Annotated in this window: 16 protein-coding genes, 4 tRNA genes and 1 pseudogene; 16 read left to right on the plus strand and 5 right to left on the minus strand. The window is 42.3% G+C overall.

Going from position 1 to position 15,860, the window contains the following annotated elements; all coding sequences use genetic code 11:
- The first annotated feature begins 1 nt into the window (after position 1).
- The 6 genes and pseudogenes from AAEZ02_RS20405 to AAEZ02_RS20430 all read left to right on the plus strand — a co-directional run.
- Positions 2–76, plus strand: a tRNA-Gln gene (locus AAEZ02_RS20405).
- Positions 77–81: 5 nt separating this feature from the next.
- Positions 82–158, plus strand: a tRNA-Met gene (locus AAEZ02_RS20410).
- A 94-nt stretch (positions 159–252) separates the two neighbouring features.
- A tRNA-Leu gene (locus AAEZ02_RS20415) sits at positions 253–337 on the plus strand.
- A gap of 54 nt (positions 338–391) precedes the next feature.
- A tRNA-Gln gene (locus tag AAEZ02_RS20420) sits at positions 392–466 on the plus strand.
- 102 nt (positions 467–568) lie between these two features.
- A complete protein-coding gene (locus AAEZ02_RS20425; RefSeq protein WP_124693470.1) occupies positions 569–760 on the plus strand; it encodes a hypothetical protein in 192 nt (63 codons plus the stop codon).
- Positions 712–1,112, plus strand: a pseudogene (locus AAEZ02_RS20430) (DUF6363 domain-containing protein); the annotation flags it as partial. The gene AAEZ02_RS20425 and the pseudogene AAEZ02_RS20430, both read left to right, overlap by 49 nt.
- Before the next feature lie 311 nt (positions 1,113–1,423).
- Here the strand turns inward: AAEZ02_RS20430 and AAEZ02_RS20435 are convergent.
- The 3 genes from AAEZ02_RS20435 to lolB all read right to left on the minus strand — a co-directional run bounded on the left by AAEZ02_RS20435 (position 1,424) and on the right by lolB (position 3,995).
- Positions 1,424–2,371, minus strand: a complete 948-nt coding sequence (locus tag AAEZ02_RS20435) for a ribose-phosphate pyrophosphokinase (protein WP_101034362.1) — start codon at positions 2,369–2,371, stop codon at positions 1,424–1,426.
- Between the two features lie 90 nt (positions 2,372–2,461).
- A complete protein-coding gene (gene ispE / locus AAEZ02_RS20440) occupies positions 2,462–3,331 on the minus strand; it encodes a 4-(cytidine 5'-diphospho)-2-C-methyl-D-erythritol kinase (protein WP_124012357.1) in 870 nt (289 codons plus the stop codon).
- A 52-nt stretch (positions 3,332–3,383) separates the two neighbouring features.
- Positions 3,384–3,995, minus strand: a complete 612-nt coding sequence (gene lolB, locus AAEZ02_RS20445) for a lipoprotein insertase outer membrane protein LolB (RefSeq protein ID WP_101034364.1) — start codon at positions 3,993–3,995, stop codon at positions 3,384–3,386.
- A gap of 237 nt (positions 3,996–4,232) precedes the next feature.
- On the opposite strand from lolB, the gene hemA reads away from it, so the two are divergent.
- The 8 genes from hemA (at position 4,233) to AAEZ02_RS20485 (ending at position 12,128) form a co-directional block, all read left to right on the plus strand.
- Complete coding sequence (gene hemA, locus AAEZ02_RS20450; protein ID WP_101034365.1) at positions 4,233–5,483, plus strand: glutamyl-tRNA reductase; 1,251 nt, start codon at positions 4,233–4,235, stop codon at positions 5,481–5,483.
- Positions 5,484–5,497: 14 nt separating this feature from the next.
- A complete protein-coding gene (gene prfA / locus AAEZ02_RS20455) occupies positions 5,498–6,583 on the plus strand; it encodes a peptide chain release factor 1 (RefSeq protein WP_124012356.1) in 1,086 nt (361 codons plus the stop codon).
- A gap of 9 nt (positions 6,584–6,592) precedes the next feature.
- A complete protein-coding gene (gene prmC, locus AAEZ02_RS20460) occupies positions 6,593–7,447 on the plus strand; it encodes a peptide chain release factor N(5)-glutamine methyltransferase (RefSeq protein ID WP_124012355.1) in 855 nt (284 codons plus the stop codon).
- Positions 7,448–7,588: 141 nt separating this feature from the next.
- Positions 7,589–7,984 carry a SirB2 family protein gene (locus tag AAEZ02_RS20465; protein WP_124012354.1) on the plus strand — a complete coding sequence of 132 codons (396 nt, stop codon included), beginning with the start codon at positions 7,589–7,591 and terminating at the stop codon, positions 7,982–7,984.
- A gap of 9 nt (positions 7,985–7,993) precedes the next feature.
- A complete protein-coding gene (locus tag AAEZ02_RS20470) occupies positions 7,994–8,782 on the plus strand; it encodes a tetratricopeptide repeat protein (protein WP_124012353.1) in 789 nt (262 codons plus the stop codon).
- 188 nt (positions 8,783–8,970) lie between these two features.
- Positions 8,971–10,218, plus strand: a complete 1,248-nt coding sequence (locus AAEZ02_RS20475) for a DUF819 family protein (protein ID WP_101034370.1) — start codon at positions 8,971–8,973, stop codon at positions 10,216–10,218.
- A gap of 17 nt (positions 10,219–10,235) precedes the next feature.
- Entirely contained in the window at positions 10,236–11,087 is an 852-nt protein-coding gene (kdsA, locus tag AAEZ02_RS20480) for a 3-deoxy-8-phosphooctulonate synthase (RefSeq protein ID WP_101034371.1), read from the plus strand.
- Positions 11,088–11,255: 168 nt separating this feature from the next.
- Positions 11,256–12,128 (plus strand): DMT family transporter, encoded by an 873-nt coding sequence (locus tag AAEZ02_RS20485; protein WP_351124783.1) that lies wholly within the window; start codon positions 11,256–11,258, stop codon positions 12,126–12,128.
- A 34-nt stretch (positions 12,129–12,162) separates the two neighbouring features.
- Here AAEZ02_RS20485 and AAEZ02_RS20490 read toward each other — a convergent pair whose 3' ends face one another.
- Together AAEZ02_RS20490 and AAEZ02_RS20495 are read right to left on the minus strand one after the other, a co-directional pair.
- Positions 12,163–13,140: a ketopantoate reductase family protein gene (locus AAEZ02_RS20490; RefSeq protein ID WP_351124786.1), complete on the minus strand. Its 978-nt coding sequence runs from the start codon at positions 13,138–13,140 to the stop codon at positions 12,163–12,165.
- Between the two features lie 3 nt (positions 13,141–13,143).
- Positions 13,144–13,503 (minus strand): VanZ family protein, encoded by a 360-nt coding sequence (locus AAEZ02_RS20495; RefSeq protein ID WP_351124789.1) that lies wholly within the window; start codon positions 13,501–13,503, stop codon positions 13,144–13,146.
- 339 nt (positions 13,504–13,842) lie between these two features.
- Between AAEZ02_RS20495 and AAEZ02_RS20500 the strand changes: the two genes are divergently transcribed.
- Positions 13,843–14,328: a YajQ family cyclic di-GMP-binding protein gene (locus tag AAEZ02_RS20500; protein WP_351124792.1), complete on the plus strand. Its 486-nt coding sequence runs from the start codon at positions 13,843–13,845 to the stop codon at positions 14,326–14,328.
- A gap of 995 nt (positions 14,329–15,323) precedes the next feature.
- Complete coding sequence (locus tag AAEZ02_RS20505) at positions 15,324–15,740, plus strand: topoisomerase DNA-binding C4 zinc finger domain-containing protein (RefSeq protein ID WP_351124795.1); 417 nt, start codon at positions 15,324–15,326, stop codon at positions 15,738–15,740.
- Positions 15,741–15,860 lie beyond the last annotated feature (120 nt).

Raw genomic sequence — 15,860 nt, forward strand, 5'->3', positions numbered from 1 at the left:
TTGGGATATCGCCAAGCGGTAAGGCACTGGGTTTTGATCTCAGCATTCCAAGGTTCGAATCCTTGTATCCCAGCCATCTTTGGCAATGTAGCTCAGCTGGTTAGAGCACAGCACTCATAATGCTGGGGTCGCAGGTTCAAGTCCCGCCATTGCTACCATATTTATTAGGTAGAGTGAGTATTATTTGCGCTAGCTGGTAAAGCCAAAGTTTACTCTGAAATAAAAAGAGTATACTGTAAGTTAAAATTTGATGCGGGAATGGTGGAATTGGTAGACACGCCAGATTTAGGTTCTGGTGCCGCGAGGTGTGAGAGTTCAAGTCTCTCTTTCCGTACCATCAAATTTTAGTTAAATTAAATGGTTTCTCTGCTTTAAAATAAATAGTTGTTATTGGGGTATCGCCAAGCGGTAAGGCACTGGGTTTTGATCTCAGCATTCCCAGGTTCGAATCCTGGTACCCCAGCCAAATTCTGAAAAGCCCGTCTATTAAGACGGGCTTTTTGTTGGATTTTTTTAGATACCAATCACGTTAACCCCAATTGAAGCCTTCAGAGTTGGGTGCAGATCAATGCAGAATCAAACTTTAGCCTGCTGTGAACTCCCGCAAAATGAGTCGATAATTAATACAGTAGGTAAAATTTATCAAGAGTATTTTCCTATCAACACGATTGATTCTATCCGTTATCTATTTTACTTACTGTTCTTGAACCCTCAAGGGACTTCTATCTTGATGGTGGGTTGGCTGCGCCATTACCCGTGAGAGAAGCGTATCGCCGCGACGCTCGTAAAATTGTGGTTATTCGCACGGTTAATGCCCATTTTCATGCACAATCTGCTTGGGTACATAAGCTCAAATCATGGATTGGTGTGTCAGGGGACTGTCCCAAAACAATTGATTACTTGGTTCCGCATGAACAAGAGCTCGCTTTTATCGCTAACCCACCTGAAGATGTCGAGGTCATTCAAATTTTGCTGATGACAATCTTTAAAGCAAATTGTTAGCCAGTACAGATATCGATTTACGTCATGGTTATGGTACTGGCATCGCTGCGGGCAATGCTTTTTACAGACTCAGCAAGCATTTTATGCAACACATTCAGTGCATCAGTTAGATAAACGGCAGTCGTTTGCTTTCAGACAAGAAATGACCGCTTAATGGAACTCATTGTTGGTCTAAGGCCGATATGAGAGAGCTCGTGGACGGTGCATTGATTAAAAGGGCTAAGCCCTAATGACAAGCCAATCAATGCACGTTGAATTGATCGTTTGAACCTTACGGCATGGTTTTACGGGTAATTGCCGGATATCAGTCATTCAATAATGGTTAATGTCTCGTAATGCCGGTTGAGCACCAACCAACAAACAAAAACGCACTCAATTGAGTGCGTTTTTTATGTCAGCGTTAAGCCTAATCGAATAAAGATTAGTGGCGAAACATCGCAGAAATTGACTCTTCGTTACTAACACGACGGATCGCTTCGGCTAATACTGCAGACATGGTCAGCTGAGTCACTTTAGCCACTTTCATCATTTCAGGGCTTAATGGCACAGTGTCTGTGACGATAACTTCATCGATAACAGAATTAGTAATATTTTCAGCCGCATTACCTGAGAATACAGGGTGAGTAGCATAAGCGAACACGCGGTTAGCGCCATGTTCTTTTAATGCTTCTGCAGCCTTACATAAGGTGCCGCCAGTGTCGATCATGTCATCAACAATAATGCAATCACGGCCTTGAACATCACCAATGATGTGCATTACCTGAGCCACGTTTGCCTGTGGGCGACGCTTATCGATAATTGCAAGATCAGTATCATCTAATAGCTTAGCAACTGCACGAGCGCGAACTACACCGCCAATATCAGGAGATACAACAACAGGGTTTTCAAATTTCCTGGCGAGCATGTCTTCAAGTAACACAGGGCTACCGAATACGTTATCAACAGGGACATCAAAGAAACCTTGAATTTGCTCAGCGTGTAAGTCACAAGTCAATACGCGGTCAACACCCACGCTTGACAAGAAATCTGCAACCACTTTCGCTGTAATAGGCACACGTGCACTGCGCACACGGCGGTCTTGACGAGCATATCCGAAGTAAGGAATAACGGCAGTAATACGACCCGCTGATGCACGACGTAATGCGTCAACCATGACAATAAGCTCCATGAGATTATCGTTCGTGGGTGCGCAAGTAGATTGGATAATGAACACATCCGCACCACGTACATTCTCGTTTATTTGAACACTGATTTCACCGTCGCTGAAACGGCCTACAACGGCGTCGCCAAGTTTGCAAAATAAACGGTCGGCAATCTTAGCGGCTAGATTTGGGGTAGCGTTACCAGCAAAGAGCTTGATGTCGGGCACTTTATGAACCTCAGGTGTTTGCTTTACAATTAAAGGCTAGATCAATTTTATGTGTTGTCACTCAAAACTGACCCAGAAGATATTATGTTTTCAGAGTTGCTCAAGCCGTATTTGTAATGGCGACTTATTCATCCCTTTTGCGACAAACCCTCGCATATCAGCCGGTAATTCGGCTAAAGCGTCAAGGGCTTGTTGCGAATGTGTAAATTCCCCGAACACGCATGCGCCTGTTCCGGTCATTCTCGACGGCGCATATTCTACCAGCCAGCTTAAGGCATTGGCAACTTGAGGGTGCCTAGTTGTGACCAGTTTCTGACAGTCATTGGTCCATTTTCGAGTCATTAAGGTGTTTATATCAACTTTCGGGGTGTTGCGGGGCAAATCAGGATCTTGGAAGATATCCTTGGTTGACACATGCACATCCGGCACAATGACTAAGTACCACGACTCTGTTGGTTCTACTGTGATCAACTTTTCTCCTACGCCCTCGGCAAACGCAGATAAACCATTAATAAAAACAGGGACATCCGCACCAAGCGTTAAGCCTATTTCAGCCAGTTTACTGGGTGATAAATTGGTTTTCCATAAGGCATTTAGGGCCACTAATGTGGTTGCAGCATCAGATGAACCGCCCCCTAGACCGCCACCCATAGGTAATAATTTGTCTAACCAGATATGTGCGCCGCCTTCATATTGGGCGTATCTCTGGAGTGATTTTGCGGCTTTAAGAATTAAGTTATCGCTGTCAGCAACAGAATCGCTAATATTTGAATGTAGAACCAAATCAGGTGTGTCGGTAATATGAAAATCAAGATAGTCACAATGGTCAATAAATTGAAACAGAGTTTGTAATTCGTGATAGCCATCGGCTCGCTGGCCAGTAACATGTAAAAATAAATTCAATTTTGCGGGAGCAGGCCAACTTATTGATGCTGATTTGTGTGAGCTCGTGGATGTCATGTTCGTTTCACTACCTTGTTTAATAACCCGCGTAACATTAAGGATTAAACGCTTATTTTGTTCTGGCTGCTACCGCTGTCCATTGATTACTTTGAATCTTAATTTGTACATTTTCACGTTCAATTTTTAACAGCTTAGGCACTAATGCGCCACTTTGATGGTGCCAACTGAGAAAACTGACCGACCAATTTGCTTGGGGATCGTGACTGATTAATTGTTTAATTGTGCCATCAGGATTATAGCTGACAATGTTATCATTATTGCCAATTTGGCCGGTGATCCATAACGGAAGGCTTTCTAGGGGGATTGACCATCCGCTAATCGCTTTCAGTAAATCTTGTGCATTACTGTCACGATATATTTTGCCGTCAACTTCAAGTGTCGCCATCCCCTGATCCGTCTTAAGGGATAATACCGTTGTGCCTAATACAGTTGTTAACCGTAAATCATTGGCTGCCGGTTGATGTAACCAGTATATATTGGTGCTGAATTTGTCTTCAGATGTCTTAACGGCAATTTTACCTTGAAGTTCCCATGCTTTAGCTTGAGCTGCGTTTTTCACCGTTATCGGGATAAAATCGTCAGATGGGGTGACACTACAACCGGCTAATAAAAGCACCGCGGTAATGAAAGCTATATGAAATAAAGAGGCAGATAAACGCAATGGATTGCCTAACAGTGGTTTAAGATTATCTTATGATACTGGGCTTAAGCCATTATGTAAAAATGCTTTTTACAAAATTAATGTGATATTAATGTACTGGTTTACATAATACTTAGGTGAATAAAAAATAAAAATTTAGACATTTATTCGGTTTTGTTAACCCAATTGTGTTTTTAGTTGGTTCAATTCAGTAGAATAGACTAATTAACGTCACCGAAAAGAACTTGATACTGTCAAATGAGCCTAGTAATAATCGGGATAAACCATAAAACCGCCACGGTAGATTTGCGTGAAAAAGTCGCTTTCTCTCCAGACCGCATTCATGACGCAATGAAAAGCTTGGCCAGTCGCACCCGCACGGGTGAGGCCGTTATTGTGTCTACCTGTAACCGAACTGAGCTGTATTGCAATAATGCCAATAAGGAAGACATTATTGAATGGTTAGAGGATTACCATAATTTAGACCATAGTGATTTAATGCCGTGTATCTACGCCTATGAAGAACAAGTTGCCGTCAAGCATTTAATGCGAGTGGCATCGGGTTTAGATTCTCTGGTGTTAGGTGAACCGCAAATTTTGGGACAGGTCAAACAAGCGTTTGTGAAAGCTAAAGAAGCTGGCACCATAGCGTTAACGATTGACCGTTTGTTTCAAAATACCTTTTCTGTGGCTAAAAAAGTGCGCACTGAAACTGAAATCGGTGCCGCAGCCGTCTCTGTTGCTTTTGCGGCAGTCAGCATGGCGAAACATATTTTCTCATCATTGAGCACCACTAAGGTGTTACTCATTGGTGCAGGAGAAACCATTGAGTTAGTTGCCAAGCACCTTAAAGATAACGGTGTCGCTTCTATGGTGGTGGCGAATCGCACTCTCCAACGTGCCCAAGCCATGTGTGAAGAGTTTAATGCAACAGCAATTACCTTAGAACAAATTCCAGACTTTCTCGCTAAAGCCGATATCGTGATATCCTCTACCGCCAGTCCTTTGCCTATTTTAGGTAAAGGCATGGTCGAAAAAGCGCTAAAACAGCGTCGTCATCAACCTATGTTGTTGGTGGATATTGCAGTTCCAAGAGATATTGAAGCCGAAGTCGGTGAGTTAGACGACGCATTCCTTTATACTGTAGACGATCTGCATAGCATAATTGAACAGAACATGGCTTCACGTAAAGAAGCCGCCGAGCAAGCAGAATTAATTACTGAAGATCAATCACACTTGTTCATGGAGTGGATTAAGTCTTTAGAGTCAGTCAACAGTATTCGCGAATATCGCAGCCAGAGCTTGGCGATTAAAGATGAATTAGTTGAGCGTGCCCTGAATAAATTGTCTCAAGGCAGTGATAGTGAACAAGTGATACTAGAGTTAGCTAATAGGCTAACTAATCGTTTGATACACTCACCTACACAAGCGCTCACATCAGCAAGCCGTCAAGGTGATTTGAATACGTTAGGCCAATTAAGAACTGCGCTTGGTTTAGATAAAAACTAAGGTTAGCGAGCTAAATGAAAGAATCCGTTATCCGCAAGCTTGAAGGCTTGCTAGAGCGTAATGAAGAAGTATTGGCGTTACTCAGTGATGCTAGCGTGATAGCCGATCAAGACCGCTTTCGTGCATTATCCAAAGAATATGCTCAACTTGAAGATGTGGTAAAAGAGTTTACTGCATTCCAACAAGCCCAAAAAGATTTCGACTACGCCAAAGAGATGCTTGAAGAAGACGATCCTGAAATGCGCGAAATGGGCCAAGATGAGTATAAACAAACAAAGCAAGCGTTAGAAAAGCTTGAAGATGAATTACAAGTATTACTCTTGCCCACCGATCCAAACGATGACACCAATGCGTTTCTTGAAATTCGCGCGGGTGCAGGTGGTGATGAAGCGGCTATTTTTTCCGGTGATTTGTACCGCATGTATTCACGTTATTGTGAAGCCAACCGCTGGCAAATGGAAATCATGAGCGTTAATGAAGGTGAACATGGCGGCTTCAAAGAAATTATTGTTAAAGTCAGTGGTGACGGTGCTTACGGTAAGCTAAAGTTTGAGTCCGGTGGACACCGTGTTCAACGTGTGCCAGAAACCGAATCTCAAGGTCGTGTGCATACCTCTGCTTGTACTGTAGTGGTATTGCATGAAGTGCCCGAAGCCGAAGCTGTGTTGATTAATGCTGCTGATTTAAAAGTCGATACATTCCGCGCGTCTGGTGCGGGTGGTCAGCATGTTAACAAAACCGATTCTGCTATTCGTATTACTCATATTCCATCTGGCATTATTGTTGAGTGTCAGGATCAACGTTCACAGCATAAAAACCGTGCCCAAGCGATGAGTGTATTGGCCGCGCGTATTCAAGCTGTTGAAGATGAAAAAAGACGCAGCGCTGAAGAAACAACACGTCGTAGTTTAGTGGCCAGTGGTGATCGTTCTCAACGTATTAGAACGTATAATTACCCACAGGGTCGCGTAAGTGATCATCGAATCAACTTAACGCTATATCGCTTGAATGAAGTTATGGAAGGCGATTTAGATGTCTTGCTAGAGCCTATTATGCAAGAACATCAAGCAGATATGCTTGCAGCGTTAGCTGACGATTAAGGAGTGATCTTGACTCAGTCTTCGTATTCAACAATTGCAGAAGTTCTACAATGGGCTTATTCACAATTAGCCGCAACCTCTGAATCTGCCCATATAGATGCAGAAGCACTGCTATTGCATTGTTTGAATAAAAATCGTAGTTTTTTATATACTTGGCCTGAGCGGCAGCTTACTAGTGATCAATTTAAAGCCTATAGCCAGATGATTGATAAGCGTCAAAAGGGGACGCCGGTTGCGCATATCATTGGTGAGCGAGAGTTTTGGTCATTACCCTTTATTGTTGATGACTCGACCCTTATTCCAAGACCTGATACCGAGATTTTAGTTGAAACAGCACTGAACTTATCAGTGCGTCACAATGCTAAAGTATTGGATTTAGGCACAGGAACAGGGGCTATAGCATTGTCTTTAGCATCGGAGCGACCTAAATGGCGCATTACTGCTATTGATAATGTTCTTGACGCTGTCGAGCTTGCCAAAGCTAATCGCGGCAATCTTAATTTACTCGATGTGGAAATTATCCAGTCAGACTGGTTTTCTGCGGTTGAGCAGCGTGATTTTGATTTGATTGTGTCTAACCCGCCTTATATCGATGAAGCCGATGAGCATCTTCATTTAGGGGATGTTCGCTTTGAGCCACAAAGTGCGCTAACCGCAGGAAATGAAGGTTATGCTGATCTGTTTTACATTGCCGCTCAAGCGCGTGAGCATTTACTTCCCGGGGGTTATTTATTGCTTGAACATGGTTATGAGCAAGCAATCAAAGTGCGTAAAAAGCTCATCGAACTAGGCTATAAAAATGTTGCTACGGTGCGTGACTTTGGCAGTAATGATCGCTGCACGCTAGGGCAATGGGGTGATTAATATTCCTGCAATCAATAGGCGTTTCCCCCTCTAAAGATATAAACAACAAATAAATATCAACAATCGTGATATTGGTACACGGCTGATTGATAGCGTACACTAGCCGCCTTTTACTTTTACCTTCTCAATGAGACTTCATCAATGGAAACATTTTACAGTTTATATCCAGCGGTAAAGCATACTCACATGCTGTTAGTTGCCACAAGTGTGACCTTTTTTATCGTGCGTTTTGTTTTACATTTACGTCAGTCTCCTATTATGGACAAAAAGTTTGTGAAAGTGGCGCCACATGTTGTTGATACTTTTTTACTACTGTCAGGCTTTACCCTTTGCTTTATGATCAAACAGTATCCTTTTGTCGATCCATGGATGACCGAAAAAATAATCTGTGTGGTGGCATACATTGCTTTAGGTGTCATGGCACTAAAATCTAACCGTAATAAGCTGTTTAAGTTTTTTGCTTTTATCGGCGCAATTGGTTGGGTAGTGTTAGCGGCCAAACTGGCTTATTTTAAACAAGTCGTCTTAATGGGTTAATTGGTTTTAATGGCAAAATATCTTCTTAATGATGCAGTTTCGATCCCCGAAACTGCATTTGAACTATCTGAACACCTTGGCTTTTCAACATCCAAATCTGCTATGTGGGCGTGGTATGAAATGGCCGGTTCAGTATTGAGTCACTATGTTGTTGACCAGCAAGCACGGCTTGATGGTCTGTTTAATTGGTTTTACAATGATCTCGGTTTTTGTGTTCGAGACGACTATTTTAGTGTCGAGGCAGCAGATTTAAGTTATTGCGTGTTAAAGCGTCAAGGTAACAGCACCACGCTATCAACATTGTTAATTTTATTGGCCAAGCAACTCGACATAACACTCGAGGCGATTTTATTACCCGGTAATACGGTACTAAAAAGCCAGATAAATGATGTTGTTAGATACCATGACCCACTTACAGGTAAAGAGCTTAGTCGTCATCAGATGCATGCATTAGTGCGTGGTGAGCTGGGTAATGCAGCTAAATTAAAGCCCAGCCATCTAAAAACAGCTACACTAAAACGGCTAATTAGTCGCATGTTACATGAGCTAAAAGCGGGTTGTATTGTCAGTCATAAATATGAACAGGCAATGGAATGCTGTAATTTATTATTACAATGGCACCCTGACGATGTGCACCTTAATCGCGAGCGAGCTTTTATTGCCCAGCAATTAGGTTGTATTAAAGTGGCCATGTCTGATTTACAGCACTTCATTGATTTGAGTCCGCATGATCCGGTGATTGAACTGGTTAAGATTCAATTAAAGGAACTTAGTCAACATACGCAGGTTTATCATTAATCATTTGATAGTACTTGCTGCTTAGGCTGCTTTGGGTTAACTCAAAGCAGTTTTTATTCGCAGTGATGGTGTAGCTCGTTTATGCAGCGCTTACCTGTGAAACCATGCGAATTGAATCACAATTGATTTCGCAATAATAATAACAATAACAACTAAAAATATAATGTATTTGTAAGGGAGAACACTGCATGACAACGTCAGCAATGGTGAGCAATGATGCCACCGCACTGGGTATACTCGCCGTTATTCTAGGTTTTGTTTTTTACACTAGTTCATCAACTCATCCTTTTTGGCAAAAATTCTATAAATACATACCTGCATTACTACTGTGCTATTTCTTACCCTCATTATTAAACACATTTGGCGTGATTGATGGCCATACATCACAACTGTATTTTGTTGCGTCACGCTATTTATTGCCAGCCTGTTTGGTTTTATTGATTTTAAGTGTCGATTTAAAAGCCATTCTGAGTTTAGGTCCTAAAGCAGTTATTATGTTTTTAACCGGTACTCTTGGGATTGTCATTGGTGGACCGATTGCATTATTGAGTGTGTCAATGATCGACCCATCACTGCTGGGTGGTAATGGTCCGGATGCCGTTTGGCGCGGCATGACGACCTTAGCGGGTAGCTGGATTGGTGGTGGTGCAAACCAAGCCGCGATGAAAGAGATTTATTCGGTCGGTGGTGAGATATTCTCGGTAATGGTGACGGTAGATGTCATCGTGGCCAATATCTGGATGGCCGTATTGCTCTTTATGGCATCGAAAGCCAAAGAAATTGATGCCAGAACTGGCGCCGATACTAGCGCAATTGAAGCACTGAAACAGAAAGTCGAAAAGTACCACGCAGAAAACGCACGTATTCCTTCACTTCGCGACATCATGTTGATTGTGGCCGTTGGGTTTGGGGTGACGGGCTTCGCCCATTTTGCGGCCGATTTCTTGGGGCCGTTCTTCGAAGCCAACTATCCATGGACCGAAGATTACAGTTTAACCTCTAAATTTTTCTGGTTAGTGGTGATAGTGACCACCGTTGGTTTAGGTCTTTCATTTAGTCCAGTTCGTCATTTAGAAGCCTCTGGTGCCTCTAAAATTGCCTCGGCATTTTTATACATTTTAGTCGCGACCATTGGTTTACATATGGACGTGTCTAAAATAATGGATACACCGATTTATTTTCTAGTCGGCATAGTGTGGATGTTAGTTCACGCAGGATTAATGTTATTGGTGGCTAAACTTATTAAAGCACCATTGTTTTATATGGCCGTGGGCAGTCAGGCAAACGTTGGCGGAGCCGCATCCGCCCCAGTGGTAGCGGCAGCATTCCACCCTGCATTAGCACCTGTTGGGGTGCTGTTGGCAGTATTCGGATATGCATTAGGTACTTACATGGCTTGGCTATGTGGTCAGTTATTACAAATTGTCGCAGCGTAATGCGCTAAGAGGATCAAATGGATCAAAAAATTATTCAGTTATCTCATAACGTTCAAGTCGCTAACGATAAGCCGTTCGTTTTATTTGGTGGTATGAACGTACTTGAGTCGCGCGACTTAGCCATGTCGATAGCGGAACATTATGTCGAAGTGACTCAAAAACTAGGCATTCCCTATGTGTTTAAGGCCTCTTTTGATAAAGCCAATCGTTCATCGGTTAACTCATACCGTGGTCCAGGAATGGAAGAAGGCTTACGTATTTTTGAAGAAATAAAATCAACGTTTAACGTGCCAATTATCACCGATGTACACGAAATTCATCAGTGTGCACCTGTGGCTGAAGTGGTTGATATTATTCAGTTACCTGCATTCTTAGCCCGTCAAACCGATCTTGTGGTGGCGATGGCCAAAACCGGCGCTGTGATTAATGTGAAAAAACCGCAGTTTTTAGCGCCACATGAAATGCGTCATATCATTACTAAGTTTAACGAAGCCGGTAATGACAATATTATTTTATGTGAACGCGGCAGCAGCTTTGGTTACAATAACCTCGTTGTCGATATGCTAGGCATGGACGAAATGAAGCAAACAGGTTACCCGGTGATCTTTGATGCCACCCATGCGCTGCAACGCCCTGGTGGACGTAGCGATTCAGCGGGCGGACGCCGTGCACAAGCAACCGAGCTTGCGCGCAGTGGTATGGCATTAGGCTTAGCGGGCTTATTTATTGAAGCGCATCCAGATCCTGACAATGCAAAATGTGATGGTCCTTGCGCGTTGCCACTGCATTTATTGGAGCAATACCTCACGCAGATGAAAGCAGTTGATGACTTGGTCAAATCATTTGAGTTTATTGATACCAGCAAGTAAACCATCAATGGCATTGAATAACTGAAACACCGGCGAGTTGATTTTTAATCAATTAGATATTTAATCAGTGTCTTTTAATGGTCGTAAACAGTAATCTAATTGCCCTTGTATAAGCCCTGACTTGTTACCAAGTTTCAGGGCTTTTTTATGTAAAGAGCAACAATAAATATGTGGATCATGTTTACCTTTCTCGCCGCGTTTATGCAGGCGTGGCGCAATGCATTTCAAAGTAAACTCAGTAAAGACGTGAGTATTGCTGGGGTCACATTAGCGCGGTTTATTTGGGCGGGCCCAATTGCCGCTGGTTACCTTTTTGCTTTACATCAATATCAACCCACAGCAATGCCAGAATTTAGTGGCAGCTTTTGGGGCTTTGTTATTGGTGCATCAACCATGCAAATACTGGCAACAGGGCTAATGGTTAAGCTGTTTAAAATGCAAAACTTTGCCATAGGTGCAGGTCTTGCCAAAAGTGAAGCCTTAGTTGCTGCAATACTGGGTGTATTGTTCTTTGGCACTCAACTTTCGGCGTTGGGTTGGATGGGGGTCATTGTCGGTGGTATTGCGGTGATGTTACTCAGCAGCAAACAGGGCTTTAAACATTTTTCGCTGAAAACAATATTACTTGGTCTGGCTTGTGGCAGTGCTTTTGCGCTGACATCTCTATGGGTGCGCGAAGCCAGCTTAACCCTACAAGGCCCGTTTACCCATAGTGCAGCGTGGGTATTGTTGTGGGTGATAGGGTTGCAAACTATAGTGCTAATAGGTTATTTACTGGCTAAAGATAAATCAACCTTAACGGCGTTGTGGCAGCGCCCCACATTAACCTTATCCATTAGTGTCACCAGTTGTATTGGTTCTATCGGCTGGTTTAGCGCCATGTCATTACAGGCGGTACCTTATGTCAAAACATTAGGCCAAGTTGAGGTGTTTTTTACCCTGATTATTGCGGCATTTTGGCTTAAAGAGAAGGTTAAAATTAACGCTGTGGCTGGGTTATTGTTAATCGCCATTGCCGCGATTTTAGTGATGTGGAGCTAATTAACTCGAGTCGAGATCCGTTATCAAATTGCATTCAAGATTGACCGAGTTGTAAAACCTTGTCGACTAAAGATTGGTTGTTGGGTACGTTAAGGTGATGCAACTTAGCTTGCTGGCAAATATAGCCATTAATCTCATTAATTTCAGTTGCCCTGTTGTGGGCAATATCCTGATACATCGATGAAAAGTTTGCTGCTGTTAAATCGATTACCTGATAAACCCGTGTGCTGATGGCAGCCTTATCTAACGTGATGCCATCATATTTAGCCACTTGTACTAGCTCATCGATAATGGCGCGGATCTGTGGTTGATATTCAGCGCTGGCTAATTGGCCATTGGCACAATGGTTGAGTGCCGTGAGAGGGTTTATCACCGCATTAATCGCCAGCTTTTGCCATAACACAGGTAACACAGGCTGATGCCATTCAATAGGTTGATTGTCATAGTGTAGATTAGTTAAGCGCGCCTTTAGCTTGGCCGATATAAGCGCTCCACAATAATGCCCGAGTTGTGTTACGCCAAAACCGCTGTGTCTCACCTGCCATTGGCTTAGTTTTAACGCAGCTTGCGATGTAGTGCCTAAGCTTAATCCTTGGCCTTGGTGTTTTGCCAACGCAGCAGCTACAGGCAAGTGCGGGCCTAAACCATTATGCAGTAATACAATATGGCATTGAGGTGACAGTTTCGCTAATAAGGGTAAAAGCGCTTGCTCTACTTGATAGGCTTTAACACACACTAACAGCAATTCAACGTGTGCTAAGCGGTTATCATCCGTCCCCAAGATTGTCACTAATGCTTCTTGGGTATCCTGCATATGGTCAATAAAACCCAGCTTTTGTTGACGGGTTTGCTTATCACGGCCAATAAAGACCACCTCGTGTGTTTGAGGCACTTGAGGGTCAACACTCAGTTTGTGATACATCAGCTGTCCAATCGCACCCGCACCCAATATGGCAATAAGCGCAGTATTGTCGGGTGTGGATGACGGTGGCAACCTTGATGTTATTCCCATGGTCTATTCACGACTCGCTTTTAATTTACGGTAATGTGTCATTGAAAAATGCAGTAAGTAAAACAGTGCAATCCCGACAAAATCGGCAATTACATCGCTAGCTGATGCGCTGCGATAAGGTAAGCGAGATTGGATCAGTTCAATTAACACAGCATAGGTAGCCAAAGAGGTACACAAAAAATACCAACGTGGTTTGAAAGCGTAATGCGCAAGAAAAGCAAGGGCAAAAAAGCTGCCTAAATGGCCTACTTTATCCATATTAGCGAAAGCTTGTGGGTAACTTGGTTTTGAAAAAACAAGATAGCTAGTCACAATGACAGCGACAACTAACGCAAGTTTAAAAATATTTTTATAAGTGATCACGAGCGTAACATCAGCCTTGTGAAACGAGAATATCGCTAATAATAAGAAACCTGTTTTAAATTGTCACTAATTAACCTCTCTGGAAAGTCATAATTGTTCCATAAGGGCTATGTTTACGCTTGAAAATGATAAATGCTAAACCGTTAAACTCAATAGCAATGGGCGTTTTAGCCAGATTATCAATAAAAATAGCTTGTTAATGATTTTTTGTTAATTAATTTGTGTTAGTGCTCAATAACTTCGCTAATGGATCTGAGGTTGTACTCTACTATGCTGATAATGACTCCTAGTGTAAAATAGTCGTATATACATTTGTGATGAACCAAAGAGGAAAGCAAGATGCCATCTATGGATATTGTGTCGGAAGTTGACGAAGAAGAATTACGTAATGCGGTAGAAAACTCACGCCGTGAAGTTGCTGGTCGATTTGATTTACGTGGTAAAGAAATCGAAATTGATTTGAAAGACAATGTCGTTACCTTAAAATCAGAAGACGATTTCATTTGTAAACAGCTAGTCGATATTCTGCGCATTCAGCTCAGTAAACGTAACGTTGATCCATCTTCAATGGAAGTTGACGACAAAGCGGTTCACAGCGGCAAAACCTTCAGTTTAAAAGTGAGCTTTAAACAAGGTATCGAATCACTGATTGCCAAAAAACTAGTCAAAGCCATCAAAGACAGCAAGCTTAAAGTACAAGCTGCCATCCAAGGCGACTCAGTACGCATCACTGGCAAAAAGCGCGATGACCTGCAAGCCGTCATGCGCTTAGCCAAAGAATCAGAACTCGGCCAACCCTTCCAGTTCGATAACTTCAGAGACTAATCCAGAAGTGATTAATGCTGCACAGACAAGTACTGTAGAGATAACAAAGCCGATACGGGAAACCCTATCGGCTTTGTTGTTGAATTGATTGAATCAATTTCATTAAGTTTGTTTAGGATATGGCCTGCGGCCACCAACGTCGTAGCGCTTCGCCCACATCAGACCAAGAGGTAACCAACGGCTGTTCCCTCTTTACTCTTTATAAAAGAATTGGCCCAGCTGCCCCGCAACATTTCCCTTATTTACTTAAGCAACTGATGCGAAAATGTCGCCATGGGGATCGATCCAGCGTTGAACCTCGTTTGTAGACTGCTTCGGCCCATCTTATTGTAAAGAGTAAAAATGCTAACGCTTCCGATAGGGATCTGCTGTGAATGGATTCACGAATGTCGTGATGGCAGGTCAATGATGTTCCCGACATCATAATGACATTCCCCATATCCATATGGGGCAGATGTGCAAGAAAGGCCTTTCAGGCTCACGCAGTCTTTTGTAAAGTGTCTTCAACAGCCTCAAGTTAAGAGTTGAATTTGTCCCTTTTAAAGTCAGTATATCTGACACGTTTATGCCTAATTCCGAGTTAGCAATAACTCTCTATGTCATTTTACTGACCTTCAATTTTCTATATGAAAACTAATCAATATTCCTCTGATACAAAGACCCTTTTTTATTAATTCGATTACTCAATCTAGTTAACTGGTTTTATATACAGTTATAATGAGCTTTTGGCTTAAATTGCATGAAAACGATGAATAAGCAAACGAAAGTAGTAAGGTGGTTAAAGGCAATTGATTGATATTATTACAAATAAATTTTATTGATGATTTTAAGAGCGCTTTATCTTGGCAACCTCGGTTTATTTTTGGATGTTGCGAATAATTTATCGCTTTACATCAATGAGATAGAAAATGTAGGATGATATAAATCAATAACTTAAACGGTCGGCTTTATTGGGCGAGCCGTTCAATAAGCTGTTATATTTTAAAGGTCGGACAATGGTAAAAAACATACTGAATAGTGCACTCAATAACTTCCAAGCATTTTTAGTCACTTGGGTGGTAATCATAATCGTTAATCAACTTTTTATATTCGGGGCATGCTTTGCTCCATACTGCCTTTTGGCTGCGTTACCACACACCTGTGTTATTGCTGTTTTGCTTAATTACTTCCTTAATGCTGAGGAATCAAATAAGCAACTGAACTCTTCAAAAATAGATAGCAATAGTGATTTTAAATATACACAGGTAGATAATCATAGAGAAGATAATGAGTTCGAAGAAACAGAAATACCCTTCTGCCCAAAGTGTGGGTCTAAAATGGCCCTAAGAACAGCTAAAAATGGTGCGCATGCAGGGAATAAGTTCTGGGGTTGCTCAAAATACCCCAAGTGCAAAGGGCTGTTAAATATATAAAATATAACAAATAAGGATAGGCCGCGCGAAGCCGCGTCCTTATCCTGTAATGGTCAAGTATTTCTGGAGAGATTTTAAGCCGCTTTTTTTAACTCATTATATTTCTGATGTGGCGTCTTA

It is taken from the genome of Shewanella sp. T24-MNA-CIBAN-0130 (assembly GCF_040310185.1).
Lineage (GTDB): Bacteria > Pseudomonadota > Gammaproteobacteria > Enterobacterales > Shewanellaceae > Shewanella > Shewanella psychromarinicola.

Bases quoted from the DNA above. Each gene is read 5' to 3' on its own strand.
- AAEZ02_RS20425 (WP_124693470.1), top strand. From the start codon at position 569: ATGCAGAATCAAACTTTAGCCTGCTGTGAACTCCCGCAAAATGAGTCG.
- ispE (WP_124012357.1), bottom strand. From the start codon at position 3,331: ATGACATCCACGAGCTCACACAAATCAGCATCAATAAGTTGGCCTGCT.
- hemA (WP_101034365.1), top strand. From the start codon at position 4,233: ATGAGCCTAGTAATAATCGGGATAAACCATAAAACCGCCACGGTAGAT.
- prfA (WP_124012356.1), top strand. From the start codon at position 5,498: ATGAAAGAATCCGTTATCCGCAAGCTTGAAGGCTTGCTAGAGCGTAAT.
- AAEZ02_RS20465 (WP_124012354.1), top strand. From the start codon at position 7,589: ATGGAAACATTTTACAGTTTATATCCAGCGGTAAAGCATACTCACATG.
- AAEZ02_RS20470 (WP_124012353.1), top strand. From the start codon at position 7,994: ATGGCAAAATATCTTCTTAATGATGCAGTTTCGATCCCCGAAACTGCA.
- AAEZ02_RS20475 (WP_101034370.1), top strand. From the start codon at position 8,971: ATGACAACGTCAGCAATGGTGAGCAATGATGCCACCGCACTGGGTATA.
- kdsA (WP_101034371.1), top strand. From the start codon at position 10,236: ATGGATCAAAAAATTATTCAGTTATCTCATAACGTTCAAGTCGCTAAC.
- AAEZ02_RS20485 (WP_351124783.1), top strand. From the start codon at position 11,256: ATGTGGATCATGTTTACCTTTCTCGCCGCGTTTATGCAGGCGTGGCGC.
- AAEZ02_RS20490 (WP_351124786.1), bottom strand. From the start codon at position 13,140: ATGGGAATAACATCAAGGTTGCCACCGTCATCCACACCCGACAATACT.
- AAEZ02_RS20500 (WP_351124792.1), top strand. From the start codon at position 13,843: ATGCCATCTATGGATATTGTGTCGGAAGTTGACGAAGAAGAATTACGT.
- AAEZ02_RS20505 (WP_351124795.1), top strand. From the start codon at position 15,324: ATGGTAAAAAACATACTGAATAGTGCACTCAATAACTTCCAAGCATTT.